The organism is Arthrobacter sp. 2RAF22, from assembly GCF_052115325.1.
In the GTDB taxonomy this organism is placed as follows: Bacteria; Actinomycetota; Actinomycetes; order Actinomycetales; family Micrococcaceae; genus Arthrobacter.
The window spans coordinates 64,718-82,184 of record NZ_JBFRGL010000008.1 but is presented as its reverse complement, the minus strand read 5'-3'; the positions used below and the strand labels follow the sequence as shown (position 1 = coordinate 82,184).

Annotated in this window: 16 protein-coding genes; 6 read left to right on the top strand and 10 right to left on the bottom strand. The window is 64.4% G+C overall.

Annotated elements, in window-relative coordinates; translation table 11 throughout:
- The 3 genes from AB4068_RS08835 to AB4068_RS08825 form a co-directional block, all read right to left on the bottom strand.
- Positions 1-834 carry a carbohydrate ABC transporter permease gene (locus tag AB4068_RS08835; protein ID WP_307052942.1) on the bottom strand — a complete coding sequence of 278 codons (834 nt, stop codon included), beginning with the start codon at positions 832-834 and terminating at the stop codon, positions 1-3.
- An 83-nt stretch (positions 835-917) separates the two neighbouring features.
- Entirely contained in the window at positions 918-1,913 is a 996-nt protein-coding gene (locus AB4068_RS08830) for a carbohydrate ABC transporter permease (RefSeq protein ID WP_332602486.1), read from the bottom strand.
- 12 nt (positions 1,914-1,925) lie between these two features.
- Positions 1,926-3,281, bottom strand: a complete 1,356-nt coding sequence (locus tag AB4068_RS08825; RefSeq protein WP_441433179.1) for an ABC transporter substrate-binding protein — start codon at positions 3,279-3,281, stop codon at positions 1,926-1,928.
- Positions 3,282-3,466: 185 nt separating this feature from the next.
- Between AB4068_RS08825 and AB4068_RS08820 the strand changes: the two genes are divergently transcribed.
- From AB4068_RS08820 to AB4068_RS08800, 5 genes are all read left to right on the top strand, one after another.
- Positions 3,467-4,486, top strand: a complete 1,020-nt coding sequence (locus AB4068_RS08820; RefSeq protein ID WP_441433178.1) for a LacI family DNA-binding transcriptional regulator — start codon at positions 3,467-3,469, stop codon at positions 4,484-4,486.
- Between the two features lie 296 nt (positions 4,487-4,782).
- A complete protein-coding gene (gene nadE / locus AB4068_RS08815; protein ID WP_059388495.1) occupies positions 4,783-5,604 on the top strand; it encodes an ammonia-dependent NAD(+) synthetase in 822 nt (273 codons plus the stop codon).
- Between the two features lie 255 nt (positions 5,605-5,859).
- Complete coding sequence (locus AB4068_RS08810) at positions 5,860-7,575, top strand: AMP-binding protein (RefSeq protein ID WP_284991246.1); 1,716 nt, start codon at positions 5,860-5,862, stop codon at positions 7,573-7,575.
- Positions 7,576-7,601: 26 nt separating this feature from the next.
- Positions 7,602-8,108, top strand: coding sequence for a MarR family winged helix-turn-helix transcriptional regulator (locus tag AB4068_RS08805; RefSeq protein WP_306964104.1), 507 nt, complete (start codon positions 7,602-7,604; stop codon positions 8,106-8,108).
- Positions 8,109-8,194: 86 nt separating this feature from the next.
- Positions 8,195-9,025: a sulfurtransferase gene (locus AB4068_RS08800; RefSeq protein ID WP_441433177.1), complete on the top strand. Its 831-nt coding sequence runs from the start codon at positions 8,195-8,197 to the stop codon at positions 9,023-9,025.
- On the opposite strand, the gene AB4068_RS08795 is transcribed toward AB4068_RS08800, so the two are convergent.
- From AB4068_RS08795 to AB4068_RS08765, 7 genes are all read right to left on the bottom strand, one after another.
- Complete coding sequence (locus AB4068_RS08795; RefSeq protein WP_307052885.1) at positions 9,012-9,791, bottom strand: enoyl-CoA hydratase; 780 nt, start codon at positions 9,789-9,791, stop codon at positions 9,012-9,014. The genes AB4068_RS08800 and AB4068_RS08795 overlap by 14 nt on opposite strands.
- Positions 9,792-9,870: 79 nt before the next feature.
- Complete coding sequence (gene mmsB, locus AB4068_RS08790; protein ID WP_284764097.1) at positions 9,871-10,791, bottom strand: 3-hydroxyisobutyrate dehydrogenase; 921 nt, start codon at positions 10,789-10,791, stop codon at positions 9,871-9,873.
- Complete coding sequence (locus AB4068_RS08785) at positions 10,784-11,830, bottom strand: enoyl-CoA hydratase/isomerase family protein (protein WP_306964096.1); 1,047 nt, start codon at positions 11,828-11,830, stop codon at positions 10,784-10,786. Before AB4068_RS08785 ends, mmsB begins: the two co-directional genes overlap by 8 nt.
- Positions 11,830-13,329 (bottom strand): CoA-acylating methylmalonate-semialdehyde dehydrogenase, encoded by a 1,500-nt coding sequence (locus AB4068_RS08780; protein WP_284991241.1) that lies wholly within the window; start codon positions 13,327-13,329, stop codon positions 11,830-11,832. Before AB4068_RS08780 ends, AB4068_RS08785 begins: the two co-directional genes overlap by 1 nt.
- Positions 13,330-13,475: 146 nt before the next feature.
- The gene (locus AB4068_RS08775) at positions 13,476-14,867 is read right to left on the bottom strand and encodes a cryptochrome/photolyase family protein (RefSeq protein WP_441433176.1); all 1,392 of its coding nucleotides are present in this window, start codon (positions 14,865-14,867) and stop codon (positions 13,476-13,478) included.
- 74 nt (positions 14,868-14,941) lie between these two features.
- Complete coding sequence (locus AB4068_RS08770) at positions 14,942-15,613, bottom strand: fasciclin domain-containing protein (RefSeq protein ID WP_441433175.1); 672 nt, start codon at positions 15,611-15,613, stop codon at positions 14,942-14,944.
- A 148-nt stretch (positions 15,614-15,761) separates the two neighbouring features.
- Positions 15,762-16,538 carry an IclR family transcriptional regulator gene (locus tag AB4068_RS08765; RefSeq protein WP_332602495.1) on the bottom strand — a complete coding sequence of 259 codons (777 nt, stop codon included), beginning with the start codon at positions 16,536-16,538 and terminating at the stop codon, positions 15,762-15,764.
- Between the two features lie 208 nt (positions 16,539-16,746).
- Here AB4068_RS08765 and AB4068_RS08760 point away from each other — a divergent pair, with 208 nt between their 5' ends.
- On the top strand, positions 16,747-17,463 hold the full coding sequence (locus tag AB4068_RS08760; RefSeq protein WP_441433174.1) for a CoA transferase subunit A: 717 nt from the start codon (positions 16,747-16,749) through the stop codon (positions 17,461-17,463).
- The last annotated feature ends 4 nt before the right edge of the window (positions 17,464-17,467 follow it).

The window sequence follows — 17,467 nt, the reverse complement described above, 5'->3', positions numbered from 1 at the left end:
TTACTTGACTCCTCCGGCGGTCAGGCCGCCCACTAGGTAACGCTGGAAAATCAGGTACAGGATGACCACCGGGGCAGCACACACAAGTGAAGCTGCCATCATCTGGCCGTAGAAGGGAATCGCGCCGCCTTCCTGCGAGGCGCCGAAGACCTGGAGCGCGACGGCGGCGGTCTGGCTTTCCGGCCGCGTCATGACTGAGGCGAACAGGACGTCGTTCCAGCCGAGCAGGAAGGCGAAAATGCCGGAAACGACGACGCCGGGCCAGCTCAGCGGGAGGATGATCCGCACCAGCACGCCCAGGTTGCTGGCACCGTCGATCCTTGCCGCTTCTTCGAGTTCGCGCGGCAGGCCGCGCAGATAGGTGACCATCACCCAGGTGGAGAACGGCATCGCGAACGTCAAATAGGTGATGAACAAGCCCCACTGCGTGCCGATGACCTGGATGCCCAGATAGGTGGCGGACGAAGAGAACAGGACGAAGACCGGAAGGACCATGAGGGTGCCGGGAACCGACTGGAGTCCTAGCAGCCCGCGAAGGATCGTCAAGCGGCCGCGGAACTGGTAGCGGACCAGGACGTAGGCGGTGGCGATCGACATGAGCGCGGAGACAACGGCGGTGGAACCGGCCACAAGCACGCTGTTGGCCAAGCCGGTGGCCAGTCCAACGCTCGTCCAGATGGTCGAGTAGTTCTCAAAGGAGAAACTGGACGGGAAGAACTCGCCCCTGGCCACGCCGATGTCCGAGTTCACGGACGCGAGGAAGATGTACGCCACCGGAATCAGCACCAGGGCACACAACAGAGTCAGGATGATGGCGAGCATCGGCCCTGGCATGAGCCGGGTGACTTCATGCTGGCGCTTGGAGCCCGGACGGAAGTCCTCGTTCGATTTGCGTCCGACGGCGGTAGTTGCGGTGCTCACTTTTTGCCTCCGGGTGTTTCGGCGTCGTCGAGTTTGACGGCACGCAGATAGACGAACAAGGGAATCGCGATCAGGATCAGCGAGATGAACGCCATGGCCGCGCTGAGCCCGAACCGGAAGCTCTGGAAGCTGGTGACGTAGGTGAGGATCGGGAGCAGTTCCACATCGGACGGAGCAGGTACCCCGAACAGGACGAACGGCAAGGTGAAGTTGTTGATGTGGTGCAGCATGCCGATCAGGAATGCCAAGGAGAGCGGACCCTTCAGGTAAGGGAACACCACGTAGCGGAGCTTGTTCCACCACAGGGCGCCGTCAAGGGCCGAGGCCTCGTGGACCTCATGGTCCACGGACTGGAGCCCGGACAAAGCCAGCAGGTAGACAAACGGCCACGACGCCCAGATCTGGACAAGGATGAGCGTCCAATACGACTGGGGACCGTTGAGCCACAGTCCGGGGTCGATGCCCACCGAATGCAGCATGGAGTCGATGACGCTGCCCGGCTGGAACATGGTCCGCCACACCGTCGCCACCACGAAGGAAGGGAGGACGTAGGGGATTAGGAAGATGGAACGGATCACTGCCCGGCCCTTGAACGCGTTCTGGGTGGCGACTGCCCCGGCGATGCCGAGCGGGATAGTGACCACCATGGCGAGCAAGGAGTAGCTGACGCTGAGCCAGATGGCGTGCAGCAAAGGCGATGCGGTCAGCGCTTCGACGAAGTTCTGGACTCCGATGAACGGAGCGCTGACCCACTTGCGCAGCGAATACTGGTCCAGGTCCAGCCCCGACATGAAGATTCCGAGCAGGAGCGGCACCACGATGATGATTGTCATCAGCAGGCCGCCTGGAATCAGCATCCACAAGGGGCGGTTGCGTTCGCTCAGCCCCTTGCGACGCCGGGAAGTGTCATTCGGTGACTGCGGGTCCGGCTTGGCAGCGCGGGACGACTTGCGGCGCGTGGACTTGCCCGCAGTCAGTGAATCGGTGGACATGTCAGTTCCTACTTACTTCGATGCCCGGTCAAGTGAGGCCTGGCCCTTGGTTTGTGCGTCCTTGAGGCGCGTCTGGAGGCTCGAATCGTCCACGGACCCCTTGGAGAGATCAGGGATCGACTGGACCACTACGTTGACGAGGGCCAACTGGATGTCGCCCCAAGCGCCGGTGAAGGGCGTTGCCTTGGACTTGGCGGCGGTATCGGCAACCGGTTGGAGTATCGGGTTATTCAGAGACTTCAGCGCCTCGGCATTGGCGGGCAGATCTCCGAAGATCTTCTGGTAGTTCAGCTGCTCGTCCTTGGACGTGATGAGGTTGATGTAAGCGAAGGCCAGGTCCTTTTGCTTCGAGTAATCGGCGACAACCACGTTGTCACCGGAGAGGATGCTCGCCGCATTCGCGGCGTCGCCCTGCGGAGACGTCTGGCCCGGGGCCGTCGTCGGCATGGCCGTGTAAGCGTACTTACCGGCGACAGCGGACTTCTCAAGCGTCGGGACGGAACTCGAGGTCGTCATCATCAGATAACCGGCCTTGCCACTCGCAAATGCCGCCAGGGCGTTGCTGTTACTCCAGCCAACAGACGCCGGATCGACAACTTTGTCTTTGGTGAGCCATCCGAAGTACGTTTCGTAAGCCTTCTTGACCGTCGGGTCGTCGAGCTTGAGAGTCTTGCCGTCCACGAGCGGGTTGCCTGCCTGGACGGACATGGCCCAGATGAATTTCCACGGATCAAAGTTGTCCTTGTACCCGGTAGCGAGCCCAAAAGTTCCGGTGGCCGGGTTGGTCATCTTCTTGGCCTGGGCTGCGAGCTCGTCCCAGCTGGTGGCGGGCTTATCGATCCCCGCCGCCTTCAGGATGTCCTTGTTGTAGGCCATCACGAACGGCCGGCTGACGAACGGAATCCCCGCTTGGTGCTGGGCGTCCGGGCCGGAGATGCCCAGAGCTGCCTGGTTGAACCGGTCCTTACCGCCCACCTTCTTCCAGTCGTCATCGGACAAGGTCACAAAGGCCTTGGTTGCATAGGCCGTGGGCGTGAAGGTGGTGCCGAGGCTATAGACGTCCGGGCCTTGACCCGACACCACGGAGGTCTGGATCCGTGTGAGTTCGTCATTTCCCGACGCGAACGTTTCGAATTCGACGTCGGCGCCGGTCTGTGCCTTGAACTTGGCGGCAATATCCGTGAACCACTGCTTCTGCTGTGCCGGATAGTTTGCGTTGGAGTTGACCAGGACGCTCAGCTTCTTGCCCTTTCCGTCAACGGGTCCGGCGCTCCCCCCGGAGCTGCTGGTGCCGCCTCCGCAAGCGGTCAAAGCTAGGGCGGCTGTTACGACAACAGCGGCAAATTTGGCGGACGATGCAAACTTCATTGTTTTCCTCCCTGGAGACCCGATGGCCTCATTGGCGTGGTGCGCGTCACATCGGGTGATTTCTCCGAGTCTAGGGAAGCGCAACAGCGATGACAAGCGATTGCCAAAAATTGTCATCGGTGCTGCAATTGTGGGACAAGTCACTCGTTGAAGAGCGGCTGCGGCAGATGAGGAACACCTAGGCGATGGCAGAACTCCAGCTCCAGTCACCAGGCAGGCAGCCCACTATCCGCGATGTCGCGGAGCTTGCGGGAGTGGCAACATCAACAGTCTCGAGGGCCCTGAGCAATCCCGGCCGAGTGAACCGGGTAACGCGCGAGCGGATCGAAGAAGCGGCCGCGCAACTGAATTACATTCCAAGCTCCCAGGCCCGCGGGCTCAGCTCCGGACGCACCCAGACAGTTGCCGTCCTGGTTCCGGACATCACCAATCCGTTCTACTTCGACATCATCCGTGGGGCGCAGCACCAGTTGAAGGCCGCCGGCTACACGCAATTGCTCGTAGACACCGAGGAATCAGCGGAGATGGAAGCAGATGCCCTGCAGAAAATGCGCCGCTCGGCAGACGGATTCATTCTTGCCGCGTCCCGCCTGACGGATGCGCAGCTGGCCGAGGCGGCGGCACAGCAGCCTTTGGTCACCATCAACCGGGCTCCGGCCATCGCACCCACCGTGGTGATCGATACGCCGTCGGCCATCATCCAGGCGCTGGAACATCTGGTCTCGCTGGGGCACACACGTATTTGCTTTGTAGGAGGCCCGGCCACGTCCTGGTCCAATGCCAAGCGGTGGCAGGCATTCCAGGACGAAACCACCGAGCGGAAGCTGACCACGTTCAGCGTGGGGCCGTTCGCGCCCAAGACCACCTCCGGAGCGGCCGCAGCGGACGCCGCAGTGCACACTGGGGCCACTGCGTGCATCGTCTTCAACGACCTGCTGGCCATCGGAATGCTGCAGCGCCTGCGCGAACGCGGTATTCGGGTGCCCGATGACATGAGCATTGTGGGCTGCGACGACATCTTCGGAGCCGATTTCTGCAACCCTCCCCTGACCACCATGGCGTCGCCCATTGAACAGGCCGGGCGAGTGGCCGTCTCCATGCTGTTGTCCAGGCTCAATCCCCAATATGGCGGCACCAGCCGGCGCCTGGCGGTCATGCCCACGCACCTCACGGTCCGGGCATCGACGGGCACCGCGCCGTCGTAATCCCCACCGACGCTCGCTCACTTATAGTGCGTTTTGGCGCGACCCTCGCTCACATCATCTGAGCGAGCGTTCCTCGATTGGCGCCCATATCTGAGCGAGCGATCGTCGAAGTAGCTCAGGGGGTGGTGACAAACAGCCCGGACACACGACGGCGGAGCCCCTCCCAGGACGCTCGCTCACTTATAGTGCGTTTTGGCGCGACCCTCGCTCACATCATCTGAGCGAGCGTTCCTCGATTGGCGGACTTGAGGTGACACAGTTGAGTGTTTCAAGTACTGGTTACTAGTGTTGGGGACATGCGCACACTCCAGGCCACGATCATTGCGGAAATGGGCGTCCAGCCCCGGATCGACCCTGCCGAGGAGGTCCGCAAACGCGTCACGTTCCTGAAGGAATACCTCAAGGCCACACACACCAAGGGCTTTGTCCTCGGCATTTCCGGCGGACTCGACTCTTCCCTTGCCGGCCGGCTTGCCCAGCTGGCCGTCCAAGAGCTTGAGGCCGAGGGCGTCGAGGCGAACTTCGTGGCCGTCCGGCTCCCTTACGGCACCCAGCACGATGAGGACGACGCCCAGGCCGCGCTCGACTTCATCCAGGCCAAGACCGAATGGACATTCAACATCTCGCGCGCAGTGGACGGTTTCGAGGATGAGTTCGAAAAGACCACGGGCGCGCGCATCTCGGATTTCCACAAGGGAAACACGAAGGCCCGGGCCCGCATGACCGCCCAGTACGCCCTCGCCGGCGAGCACAACTACCTGGTGATCGGCACGGACCATGGAGCCGAATCCGTCACCGGGTTCTTCACCAAGTTCGGCGACGGCGGCGCGGACATCCTGCCGCTCTTCGGCCTCAACAAACGGCAGAACCGTGCACTCCTCGCCGAGCTGGGCGCCCCGTCCCGCATTTGGGACAAGGTCCCCACGGCCGACCTCCTGGACGGCACGCCCGGCCGCACCGACGAGGACGAGCTCGGCATCAAGTACGACCAGATCGACGACTACCTCGAAGGCCGGGACGTCTCCGACGAGGTCGCGGAGACCATCGAACAGAAGTACCTGCGCACGCGGCACAAGCGCACCGTTCCGGTCACGATTTTCGACACGTGGTGGAAATAGCAATCGCCTGAACCGGCGCGCCGCCGTCACGCCGAGCGACTTTTTGCAGCGCACGACGGCGGTCTGCCGCGCCGTAGCGGGGGGCGCCGCCGTCGTCATTCCACAAAAGCCTGCCCTGCGTGACGGGACGCACCACCGCACGGCTGCCTCTTCCAAACCCTTGGATGTCCTAGTATATTGCAGGTGAGGCGGATCACACGGGCAGCCCCTTCCCGGTCCGCGTTTACCCATTCCACGCAGGGCGAAAGGCAGACAATGACAGTCACCGACGACTTCCGTGCAGCCCGCGACCGGCTCCTTGAGCTGCGCACCGACTACTCCCGCGCACACAGCGAATTCCAGTGGCCCCGCTTCAGCGAGTTCAACTTCGCCCTCGACTGGTTCGACCAGATCGCAGCCAATCCCGCCATGGCCAACAACCCTGCGCTCGTCATCGTCGAGCAGGACGGCAGCTCCACCCGCCGCAGCTTCGCCGAGCTCTCCGCACGGTCCTCGCAGCTCGCCAACTGGCTCCAAGCCAAGGGCGTCCGTCGGGGAGACCGCATGATCATCATGCTCGGCAACCAGGTGGAACTGTGGGAACTCATGCTCGCCGGGATCAAACTCGGCGCGGTCCTGATCCCCACCACCACGCTCATGGGCCCACGCGACATCGCGGATCGCGTGGAACGCGGCGGCGCCCGCTGGGCCGCCGTCGGAAGCGCCAATATCGCCAAGTTCGCCGAGGTCCCGGGCGATTACACCCTCATTGAAGTGGGCGACGGCCAGACCCCCGGTGCCCTTCAGTATGTCGAATCGGGTTCCGCAGAGACGACGTTCGTCCCGGACGCCCCCACCGTCGCCGACGAAACCATGCTCCTCTACTTCACCTCGGGCACTACGTCGCGGGCGAAGCTGGTGGAGCACACCCACACCTCGTATCCGGTCGGGCACCTCTCCACAATGTATTGGATCGGCCTGGAGCCTGGAGACGTCCACCTCAACGTGGCGTCCCCCGGTTGGGCCAAGCACGCGTGGTCCAACGTTTTCACGCCCTGGATCGCCGAGGCCTGCGTCTTCGTCTACAACTACGACCGCTTCGATGCCAAGGCCCTCATGGAACAGATGGGCCGCGAAGGAGTCACGAGTTTCTGCGCCCCGCCCACAGTATGGCGCATGCTCATCCAGGCCGACCTGACCCTGCTCAAAACCCCGCCCACCAAGGTGGTTTCAGCGGGCGAACCGCTCAACGCCGAGGTGATCGGGCAGGTGGAGAGGGCCTGGGGCCAAACCATCCGCGACGGCTTCGGCCAGACAGAGTCAACAGTCCAGGTCGCGAACACTCCGGGGCAGCCGGTCAAGACAGGCTCCATGGGACGGCCGCTGCCGGGCTACGACGTGGTGCTCGTTGACCCTGCCACTGGCGAAGAGGCCGACGACGGCGAGCTGTGCTTGCGCCTGGACCCCCGCCCCGTGGGGCTCATGAAGTCCTACTTCGGCGACCCGGAAAAGACGGCCGAGGCCTTCCGCGACGGTTATTACCACACGGGCGACATGGCCAGCCGGGACGGGAACGGCGTCATTACCTACGTGGGCCGCGGGGACGATGTCTTCAAGTCATCGGACTACCGCTTGTCCCCTTTCGAACTCGAAAGCGTCCTGATCGAACACCCCGCGGTGGCGGAGGCCGCCGTCGTGCCCTCTCCGGATCCGGTGAAGCTTTCGGTGCCCAAAGCGTTCGTGGTGCTCGCCGCCGGCTACGAGCCCGGCCCGGCTGTGGCGGAGGACATCCTCAGATACTGCCGGCAGCATTTGGCGCCATTCAAGCGCATCCGGCGGCTCGAATTCGGCGAACTGCCCAAGACGATTTCCGGCAAGATCAGGCGCGTCGAACTTCGGGGCACGGAGGTGGCCCGCCATGGCGATGGTCCGCTGCCGGCCGGCCTGGGTGTGGAGTACACCGAGGACGAGTTCCCGAGTCTGAAAGAATAGGCAGCCAAGCAATGTCAGGAGGTACCGTGGGCAGCCCACTCCCCCGCGACCCCATCGCCGACGCCCAGCGAAACTGGGAACGCCACGGCTGGGGCGACGTCGCCGCGCCCATGGCGGCCATCACCGCGATCATGCGCACGCAGCAGATCCTGTTGGCGCGGATCGAGGGGGTCTTGAAACCATTCGGCCTGACCTTCGCGCGCTACGAGCTCCTGGCGCTACTGAGTTTCGCCCGCAGCGGCGCGTTGCCCATGAACAAGGCCAGCGCGCTGCTCCAGGTGCATCCGACGTCGGTGACCAACGCCGTCGACCGTCTGGAAAAGGCAGCCCTCGTGGTCCGCTCCCCGCACCCCACTGACGGGCGCACCACGCTGATCGAGCTCACCGCGGAGGGCCGCACCCTCGCGAAGCGCGCGACGACGGCACTCAACAACGAGGTGTTCGGCCAGTCCGGTTTCGGGGACGAAGACGTCGAGCACCTGATCCGCGTACTGGGAGACTTCCGCAAGGCGGCGGGCGACTTCACGGACTGAACCCCGCCGGCGTAGGCCCACCACCTCTTGACCACATTGCGAGATTCATATATCAAATAGTGAGACTCACACGTAGCATTGTGGCCATGAGCTCAGCCGTGGAACCCTTTGTCGACGTCGAATGGTTATCTCAAAACGGTCGCCGCGTGGTACTGGCCGATGTGCGCTGGTACCTCGACGGGCGCTCGGGCCGGGCGGCGTACGACGGCGGGCACATCCCCGGTGCCGTTTTTGTCGACCTGGATCGATGGCTCTCGGCTGAGGGATCGCCTCTCAAGGGAAGAAACCCGCTCCCCCCGCCGGAAGATTTTGCCCTTGGGATGCGGGAAGTGGGAATCAGCGACGACGACATCGTGGTGGCATACGACGACGCCGGCGGAGTCATCGCCGCACGCTTGGTTTGGATGCTGCGCGCCACAGGCCACAGCTCCGCTCTGCTGGATGGCGGGTTGGCGAACTATGAAGGGCCCTTGGAAACCGAACATCCTTCGAGGCCCGCAGGTGATTTCACCGCACAACCGTGGCCCAGGAACCGCCTGGCGGAGATCCACGAGCTCTCGATCGAATCAAACCTCGCCGTGGACGCACGCAACCGCGACCGATTCGAGGGCAGGCAGGACCCCATCGATCCAAGGCCCGGGCATGTGCCCGGCGCGCGGAACGTCCCGTGCAGGGAGAACCTGGACCCCAACGGGAAACTGCGCAGCAAGGCCGATTTGCTGCGCATCTTCGCTACGGCGGGCATCACATCGGCCGAGAACGTGATCAGCTATTGCGGGTCCGGAGTAACGGCTTGCCACAATCTTTTAGCCCTGGAGCACGCCGGCCTCGGACAAGGGCGGCTCTTCACCGGAGGGTGGTCCCAATACGGCCACGCGCTCGAATACCCGGTCGAGCTCGGGACTAGCGGTGCTTGAACTCCGGCTGGCGCTTCTCGGTGAACGCCGCCATGCCTTCTTTTTGGTCCTCGGTGGCAAACAATGAGTGGAAGATCCGGCGCTCGAACAGGACACCCTGGGAGAGGCCGGTTTCGAAGGCTGCGTTGACGGCTTCCTTGGCCACCATGGCAACCGGTTTGGACTTGGACGCGATCACTTTGGCGGCCTCCAGGGCCTCCTCCACCACGGATGCGGCCGGCACGACGCGGGAAACGAGTCCCGCCCGCTCGGCTTCATTGGCGTCCATGAACCGCCCGGTGAGGATCATGTCCATCGCTTTGGCCTTGCCCACGGCATGGGTCAACCGTTGCGAGCCGCCCATGCCCGGAATGACGCCGAGGTTGATTTCCGGCTGGCCGAACTTGGCGTTGTCCCCGGCAATGATGAAATCGCACATCATGGCAAGTTCGCAGCCCCCGCCGAGGGCGAAACCGGACACCGCGGCAATCACGGGAATGCGCAGGCGCGTGAGGTTTTCCCAGGCGCGGAACCAGTCGGCGGCGTACATTTCCATGTACCCCTTGGATGCCATCTCCTTGATGTCGGCGCCGGCCGCGAAGGCCTTCTCCGAGCCGGTGATCACCACGGCGCCCACCCCGGGATCCGCATCCATGTCCGACACGGCGGCCACGATCTCATTCATGGTGGCCTGGTTCAACGCGTTGAGCGCCTTCGGCCGGTTCAGGGTCACCAGGCCTACCCGTCCACGGAGTTCCACCAGGATGTTTTCGTACTGCTGCGCCAAGCCGTGCCCCTTTTGTCGGTTGCTCAGTTGTGTCGGTTGCCCACGTTGTGGACCCCCGGAAATGACCTACCCGCCAAGGCTACTTGGCGGACTTGTCCCGGATGTCCGTGATGATGCCGGAGAAGTCGCGCCCGGCTCCGCCTTCGGCGGCGAAAGCGTCGTAAATCCTCGAGGCGAGGTGTCCCATTTGCCCGTCCACTCCGGTGCTCTCAAGCGCGTTGACCGCGAGCCGCAGGTCCTTGGCCATGAGCGCTCCGGCGAATCCGGGCTGGTAGTCGCGGTTGGCCGGGCTCGTGGGAACCGGTCCGGGAACCGGGCAGTTAGTGGTCAGCGCCCAGCACTGCCCCGAGGCGTTGGAGGCGACGTCGAACAACGCCTGGTGAGTGAGGCCCAGCTTCTCGCCCAGCACGAACGCCTCGCTGACGGCAATCATGGAAACGCCCAGGATCATGTTGTTGCAGACTTTGGCGGCCTGCCCGGCTCCGTGGTCGCCGCAGTGCACGATCCTCCGGCCCATGAGTTCCAGGATCGGCTTCACCGTTTCGAAGTCCTCGGGCAGTGCCCCCACCATGAAGGTCAGGGTCCCGGCTTCGGCACCCACCACGCCTCCGGAAACCGGCGCGTCCACGGAGCGGTGGCCAGCCTCCAGCGCAATGGCTGCTGCCTCGCGGGCCTCGTCTACGTTGATCGTGGAGCAGTCGAGGAACAGCGTGTCCGGCGCAGCTACCGAGAGCAGGCCCGGTGCTCCGTCCACTCCCCGGTAGGCGTCCAGGACGTGCTTGCCGCTGGGCAACATGGTCAGGACAACGGAGGCCCCCGCGACCGCTTCCGGGGCGGAATCCACCGTGGCAATACCGTGTTCACGGGCCGCCTCGAGTGCTGCCGGCACGGGATCGTACGCGACGACGTGATGCCCTGCTTTGACAAGGTTCACGGCCATCGGGCCGCCCATGTGGCCAAGGCCGAGGAAAGCGATGGTGCCGGAAACTGCGTCAGACATGGTCGGACTCCTTTGAATGAAGTTTGAGTTCACGATCGCCGAGCGGCGCGAAGAAGCCCTCGACGGCGGCCGGCGACACCTCCGCCAGGGAAGCCGGCTTCCACTGCGGGTTGCGGTCCTTGTCCACCACCTGGGCACGGATCCCCTCGCGAAAATCAGGCCCGGCCAGGCACCGCACGCCAACGCGGTATTCCTGCTCCAAGGCCTCGTCGAGGGAGAGCCCCTTGACCCGCCGCAGCGATTCCAGGGTGACTTTCACGGCTGTAGGCGACTTTGCCCCGATCGTCTCGGCGGCTGAAGCGGCTTCCCCGCCGGCGTTGCGCAGCCTCGCGACGATTTCCTCGGCGTCATCCGAAGCGTAGGCGTCGTCGATCCACTTGCGCTGGCCGGACAGCGCCGAGGCCGGCGGTTCCTGCGCGAAACGCCCGACGGCGGCCTCCGCCGTCGAGCTTTCCAGCGCTTCCGCGAGCGCGGGCAGGCTTTCGGACGGGACGAAGTGGTCCGCGAGCCCCAGGAACAAGGCGTCAGCTCCGCTTAAATGGGCACCCGTGAGGGCGGCGTGGGTACCGGACTCCCCCGGCGAGCGGGAGAGCAGAAGGGTCCCGCCGACGTCGGGCACAAAACCAATGGTGGTTTCCGGCATGCCCGTGCGGGTCCTCTCTGTGACCACACGGACTGAGCCATGGGCCGATATCCCGACCCCGCCGCCGAGGACCAGTCCATCCATGAAGGCCACGTAGGGCTTCGGGTACCGGGCAATGAGTGAGTTCAAGCGGTATTCCGCAGCCCAGAAATCCGCGGTCCGGTCTCCGCGGCGCAGGATGTCGTCGTAGATCGCCACGATGTCCCCACCCGCGCATAGTCCGCGGTCCCCGGCGCCGTGCACCAGAACGGTCTTGACGGCGTCGTCCTCCGCCCACGCGGTGAGCTGCTCCAGCATGGCGTGCACCATGCCGGCGGTGAGGGCGTTGACGGCCTGTGGCCGGTTCAGGGTGATGACGCCGAGGTGGCCGCGCTTCTCGAACAGGACCTCGGCCATCAGCTGCCGGCCGGCATCACGAAGCTGGCGCCCTGGCGGATGCCGGAGGGCCAACGGGTGGTGACCGTCTTGGTCTTGGTGTAGAAGCGGAACGCGTCCGCGCCGTGCTGGTTGAGGTCGCCGAAGCCCGAGGCCTTCCATCCGCCGAACGTGTAGTACGCAATCGGGACGGGAATGGGAACGTTGATGCCCACCATGCCCACTTCGACGCGGCTCGCGAAGTCGCGGGCAGCGTCGCCGTCGCGGGTGAAGATCGCGACGCCGTTGCCGAACTCATGCTCGGAGCAGAGCCGCAGCGCTTCTTCGTAGTCAGCTGCGCGGAGGACGCTCAGGACCGGGCCGAAGATCTCCTCCTTGTAGATGGACATGTCCTTCGTGACGTTGTCGAAGAGGGTGGGGCCCACCCAGAAACCTCCGGCGTAGCCGTCCACCTTCAGGTCGCGCCCATCGGTGACGAGCGTGGCACCCTGGTCGACGCCGGCCTGGATGTACCCCTCGATACGGTGTTTCGCCGAGGCGGCCACGACAGGTCCGAAGTCCGAATCCGCAGCCAGGCTGGGGCCCACCTTCAGGCCCTTGATGCGGTCCTGCAGCTTCGAGACGAGCTGGTCCGCCGTCTCCTGGCCAACCGGCACGGCCACCGAAATCGCCATACAACGCTCGCCGGCGGAACCGAAGCCGGCACCGATGAGGGCATCCGCTGCCATGTCAAGATCGGCGTCGGGCATGATCACCATGTGGTTCTTGGCGCCGCCGAAACACTGGGCGCGCTTCCCGTGGGCCGCTGCCGTGGCGTAAATGTACTGGGCAATCGGCGTGGATCCAACGAAGCCGATAGCCTTCACCCGCGGATCCTCGAGGAGGGTATCCACGGCTTCCTTGTCGCCGTTGATGACGTTGAAGACGCCGTCCGGCAACCCCGCCTCGGTGAAAAGTTCCGCCAGGCGCAGCGGCACCGAAGGGTCGCGCTCCGAAGGCTTGAGGATGAAGGCGTTGCCGGCCGCCAGCGCCGGGCCGGACTTCCAGAGCGGAATCATGGCCGGGAAGTTGAAAGGCGTGATGCCCGCGACGACGCCGAGCGGCTGGCGCAGCGAGTGGACGTCGATGCCGGTGCCGGCGTTGTCCGAGAATTCGCCCTTGAGCAGGTGCGGTGCCCCGGCGGCGAACTCCACCACCTCGATGCCGCGCTGGATATCACCCTTGGCGTCGGGGAAGGTCTTGCCGTGCTCGGACGAAAGGAGCGTGGCGAGTTCGTCCATGTGCTCGTTGACCAAGTCCACGAACTTCAGCAGGATCCGGCCGCGGCGCTGCGGGTTCATGGCGCCCCATTCGAGCTGGCCTTTCTCCGCGCTCGCAATGGCGTTCCTGACCTCATCAGCACTTGCCAGGGGAAGCCGGGCCTGGACCTCGCCGGTACAAGGATTGTAGACATCGCCAAAGCGCGTGGAGGTGCCATCGACCCTCTGGCCGTCAATGTAGTGGGAAAGTTCGCGCACCATGGAATGCTCCTTTGCATAGGGGGAATGCCCGCCATCGGCCTCGAAAGCGCAAGTCCAACTGCGCTCCCGGACGTCTTTGATCCCGAATATACTCGGACTTCCTACTAATTTCTAGAGGACGTCAGCTCGTGCCCAGGTGGCCTGGCTCAACGAGGAAGCGAGCCGTAGGCATCCAGGGCCTCCCGCCGCGAGGCCTTAAGGTCCACCACCGGCTCCGGATAGTCCGCCGTGGACAGCTCAGGGATCCACTGGCCAACGTATCTGCCGTCGGGATCGAATTTCGCTGCCTGGGTCTCCGGATTGAAGATCCTGAAGAAAGGCGAGGCGTCCGCGCCGGAACCGGCTACCCACTGCCAGTTCGCAGGATTGGACGCAGGATCGGCATCCACCAAGGTGTCCCAGAACCATTGCTCGCCCACTTGCCAATGGATGCCCAGGTTCTTCACCAGGAGGCTGGCGGAAACCATGCGGACCCGGTTGTGCATCCATCCCGTGTGCCACAATTGCCGCTGGCCGGCGTCCACCATGGGGAACCCGGTGCGGCCCTCCTGCCATGCGCGAAGGAGGTCGGCGGCCTCCGTGACTTCTCCAAGCGGGCCTGCACCCTGACCACCCGGCCAAGCCCACGGGTAGTGGTCGAAACCGGGCCGCAAATTGGCCGTTGCCAGGTCCGGATGATGGAAGTATTGGTGCCAGCAGAATTCACGCCAACCGAGTTCCGAGGCGAAAACTGCCGCACCGTCGCCCGGTTCCCGGCGCCGGCCCTGCTGGGCATGCCACACCTCGAACGGGCTGAGCTGTCCCCACCGCAAGAAGGGCGACAACCGGCTGCTGCCCGGCAGGTCCGGCCGGTCCCGGTTCACCGAATAGTCCGCCAGCCCGTGCTCCACGAAGTCATCAAGAAACTCATGTGCCTGGGCCGAACCCGGCTGCCAGCTTTCGGACAATCCGGCCGACCAGTCTGGGTTGCGGGGCAACAATCCCCAAGAGTCCAATTCCTCGGATTCAGGCAGCTGGGCGGAGAATCCCCGGCCCGGTTCCGGAGCCTCCAACGGATCACGGAAATCCAGCCCGGACACGGTCCGCCAAAAGGGCGTGAAGACCTTGAACGGCCCCCCTTGCTTCGTGGTGACGGCCCACGGTTCATGCAGCAACGATGCCTGGAAACTCTCCGAGTGCATTCCGGACTCGCGCGCCCAGGCCTTGATGCCGGCGTCGAGCGTTCGCTCTGCCTCGCCGTAACGGCGGTTCCAGTACAGCGATCCGGAACCCATCGCCGTCGCGGTCTGCCGGACGATCTCCGCCGCCCGTCCGCGGCGCAGCAAGAGCGGCACGCCCAGGGCGGCGAGGTCTTCGCGAAGGGCAAGCAGGGAATGATGCAGCCACCATCGGGAGGCTCCGCCAAGCGGCCTGATGCCCGGCGATTCCTCGTCGAGTACATAGAGCGCGACGGCGGCGCCGTCCTCGGCTGCCGCCCGCAGCGCCGGGTTGTCCGTGGCCCGGAGGTCGTCCCGGAACCACACGATCGACGGCTTCACTATTTCCCCTCGGATTTCGCGCAAAGGCCATGCCCCCTAGGACGAATCCTAAGGGGCATGATCTGTGTTGAGATTTACTTAGGCATCAGGACGGAGTCAACCAGGTACACCGTGGCGTTGGCAGTGTGGACGCCGCCGCAGATCACGGCGGAACCTCCGTCAACCTTGAGTGCGTCCTTGGTTCCCGTAACGGTCACGGAGTCGCCCTCAACCGTCTTGTGGGTTCCCACGATCTGGTCCGGGGTCAGCTGGCCGGGGATGACGTGGTAGGTGAGGATCTTGCTCAGTGTAGCGTCGTCGGTCTTGAGGCCGTCGATGGTGGCGGCGGGGATCTTGGCGAAAGCGCTGTCCACGGGAGCGAAGACAGTGAACTGGCTGCCATTAAGCGTGTCCACCAGGTTGACCTTGGGGTTCAGCTTGCCGGACACAGCGGCCGTCAGGGTCTTGAGCAACGGGTTGTTGGAAGCGGCCACGGCTACGGGGTCGAGCGCCATGCCGGCAACGGAACCTGCACCGCTGGGAACCTGGGAGGCGTAAGCTGCACAGCCCGGGCCAACCAGGTCTTTGCTCGGGTCCATCGCGGCACTTGCCGACGCTGAGGGGGTCGCTGCCATGGTGGACGACGGGCTCGGAGCCCCCGATGAGGGTGAAGCCGTGGTAGCGGAGCCGCCACATGCAGTGAGGCCCAGCAGGGCGGAAGCGGCGAGGCCGGCGATCGCAAAAGACGTGCGCTTTGTAGCAAGCATGACATTTCTCCTTCAAACGGACTGACATTCGGTGCCGGTTGATTCCGGCGTGAAAGCACTTCACCCTTGCGGGCTAAGTCCTTATGCCAGCTATTCGGAGGTGCGGGCCACAGGGATGGGTGAGTTTCAAAACTTAATTTGAAAGGGGTTAAGCGGAGCTCATGCGGTGGGCTTCTTCCATGAGCAACTTGCCGAGGAATTCCTGGCGTTCAGGACGGAACCGCGGTTCGATCCCTGTGAGGGACAAAGCGCCGATTGGCCGGCCCAGCTGGTCGAAGACGGCGGCGGCCATCCCCCAACTACCCTCCAGCACCAAACCGGGATTCACCGAGTACCCGGCCATCCGGGTCTGCTCAAGGTTCCGGCGCACCACGCTCTCGGTGTGGCCAGCGGCGAAGTCCCCGGCGTGCCGTTCCCAGCCGGACAAGATCGTTTCCTGCTCCTCGTCCGCCAGGAAGGCCATGATCGCTGTGCCCGCCGACGCGACGCCGAGCGGGAACCTGACGCCCTCGTGCAAGACGAATGACCGCACCGGGAAGCTGCCTTCCTCGCGAAGCACGCACACGGTTTCGTGGCCACGACGGATCGAATAGAAGGCGCTTTCGCCGCTCTCCTCGGCGAGGCGGCGGAGGCTGGGCCGCGCCAGGTCCTCAACCGGGAACCGGGCCGCCGCCACCGAGCCCAGGAGGAAGATCTCCGGCCCCAAGATCCAGTTACCGGTCCGCTGATCGTGGTCCAGCAGGCCTTCAGCGGCGAGGGACGCGAGCAAGCGGTGCACCGTGGGGCGGGTCAAGCCCGACTCGCGGACCAGGCCAGCGATGGACATGCCCTCCGGCTTGCGTCCCACGAGCCGGAGGAGCGCAGCGACCCGGCCTACCACTTGGGCGCCCTGGACCGGCTTGGTTTGCGGCTGCTGAGTTGGCAACGCTACCCCTCTCCAAAGATTTCCTCCACAATGTGGACACTTCAAAGAGTAGCGTCCACACTGTGCAAGTTCAGCCTTACTGGCCAAGGAACGCCGTTGACCCTCCGCGCAGAACCGCCCTATGCTCCTTTTCAGACCGCCAACTCAGCCCAATGTCCACAAAGTGGATAGCTGCTGAGCGACCCAACTCAAAGACGAGGACAACGCCATGGCCAAAATCCATTCCAGCGCCGCCGTTGCACTGCAAGACGTCCTGCGCGACGGCCAGACGATCGCCGTCGGGGGCTTCGGCCTCAGCGGCATCCCCGCGGACCTGATCGACGCCGTCCGCGATTCCGGCGTCAAGGAGCTGACCGTGGTCTCCAACAACATGGGCATTGACGGCAAGGGCCTCGGCGTCCTCATCGAAGCCGGCCAGGTCCGCAAGGTCATCGCCTCGTACGTGGGCGAGAACAAGCTCTTCGCCGAGCAGTACCTCTCCGGCCAGCTTGAGGTCGAGTTCGCCCCGCAGGGCACCCTCGCCGAACGCCTCCGCGCCGGCGGTGCCGGCATTCCCGCCTTCTACACGCGGACCGGCGTCGGAACCCTGGTTGCCGAGGGCAAACAGCTCGAAGAGTTCGACGGCGTCACGTACGTCCGCGAGCGCGGGATCGTCGCCGACGTCGCGCTGGTCCACGCCCATACCGCGGACACGGACGGCAACCTGATCTACCGCTACACGGCCCGGAACTTCAACCCGGTGGTGGCGACGGCGGGAATCGTGACCATCGCGGAGGCCGAAGTGATCGTGGAGCCCGGCGAATTGGATCCGAACCACGTCGTGACACCCGGCGTCTACGTCCAGCGGCTGGTCCAGGCGAGCGGCCGGGCCAAGGACATTGAGCAGCGTACCGTCCGGCCCCGCACTGAAGCCCTGGCCGTCTGAACAC

Excerpts from the sequence above, each read along its gene's own strand:
- AB4068_RS08835 (WP_307052942.1), bottom strand. The coding sequence starts at position 834 with ATGCCAGGGCCGATGCTCGCCATCATCCTGACTCTGTTGTGTGCCCTG.
- AB4068_RS08830 (WP_332602486.1), bottom strand. The coding sequence starts at position 1,913 with ATGTCCACCGATTCACTGACTGCGGGCAAGTCCACGCGCCGCAAGTCG.
- AB4068_RS08825 (WP_441433179.1), bottom strand. The coding sequence starts at position 3,281 with ATGAAGTTTGCATCGTCCGCCAAATTTGCCGCTGTTGTCGTAACAGCC.
- AB4068_RS08820 (WP_441433178.1), top strand. The coding sequence starts at position 3,467 with ATGGCAGAACTCCAGCTCCAGTCACCAGGCAGGCAGCCCACTATCCGC.
- nadE (WP_059388495.1), top strand. The coding sequence starts at position 4,783 with ATGCGCACACTCCAGGCCACGATCATTGCGGAAATGGGCGTCCAGCCC.
- AB4068_RS08810 (WP_284991246.1), top strand. The coding sequence starts at position 5,860 with ATGACAGTCACCGACGACTTCCGTGCAGCCCGCGACCGGCTCCTTGAG.
- AB4068_RS08800 (WP_441433177.1), top strand. The coding sequence starts at position 8,195 with ATGAGCTCAGCCGTGGAACCCTTTGTCGACGTCGAATGGTTATCTCAA.
- mmsB (WP_284764097.1), bottom strand. The coding sequence starts at position 10,791 with ATGTCTGACGCAGTTTCCGGCACCATCGCTTTCCTCGGCCTTGGCCAC.
- AB4068_RS08785 (WP_306964096.1), bottom strand. The coding sequence starts at position 11,830 with ATGGCCGAGGTCCTGTTCGAGAAGCGCGGCCACCTCGGCGTCATCACC.
- AB4068_RS08780 (WP_284991241.1), bottom strand. The coding sequence starts at position 13,329 with ATGGTGCGCGAACTTTCCCACTACATTGACGGCCAGAGGGTCGATGGC.
- AB4068_RS08770 (WP_441433175.1), bottom strand. The coding sequence starts at position 15,613 with ATGCTTGCTACAAAGCGCACGTCTTTTGCGATCGCCGGCCTCGCCGCT.
- AB4068_RS08760 (WP_441433174.1), top strand. The coding sequence starts at position 16,747 with ATGGCCAAAATCCATTCCAGCGCCGCCGTTGCACTGCAAGACGTCCTG.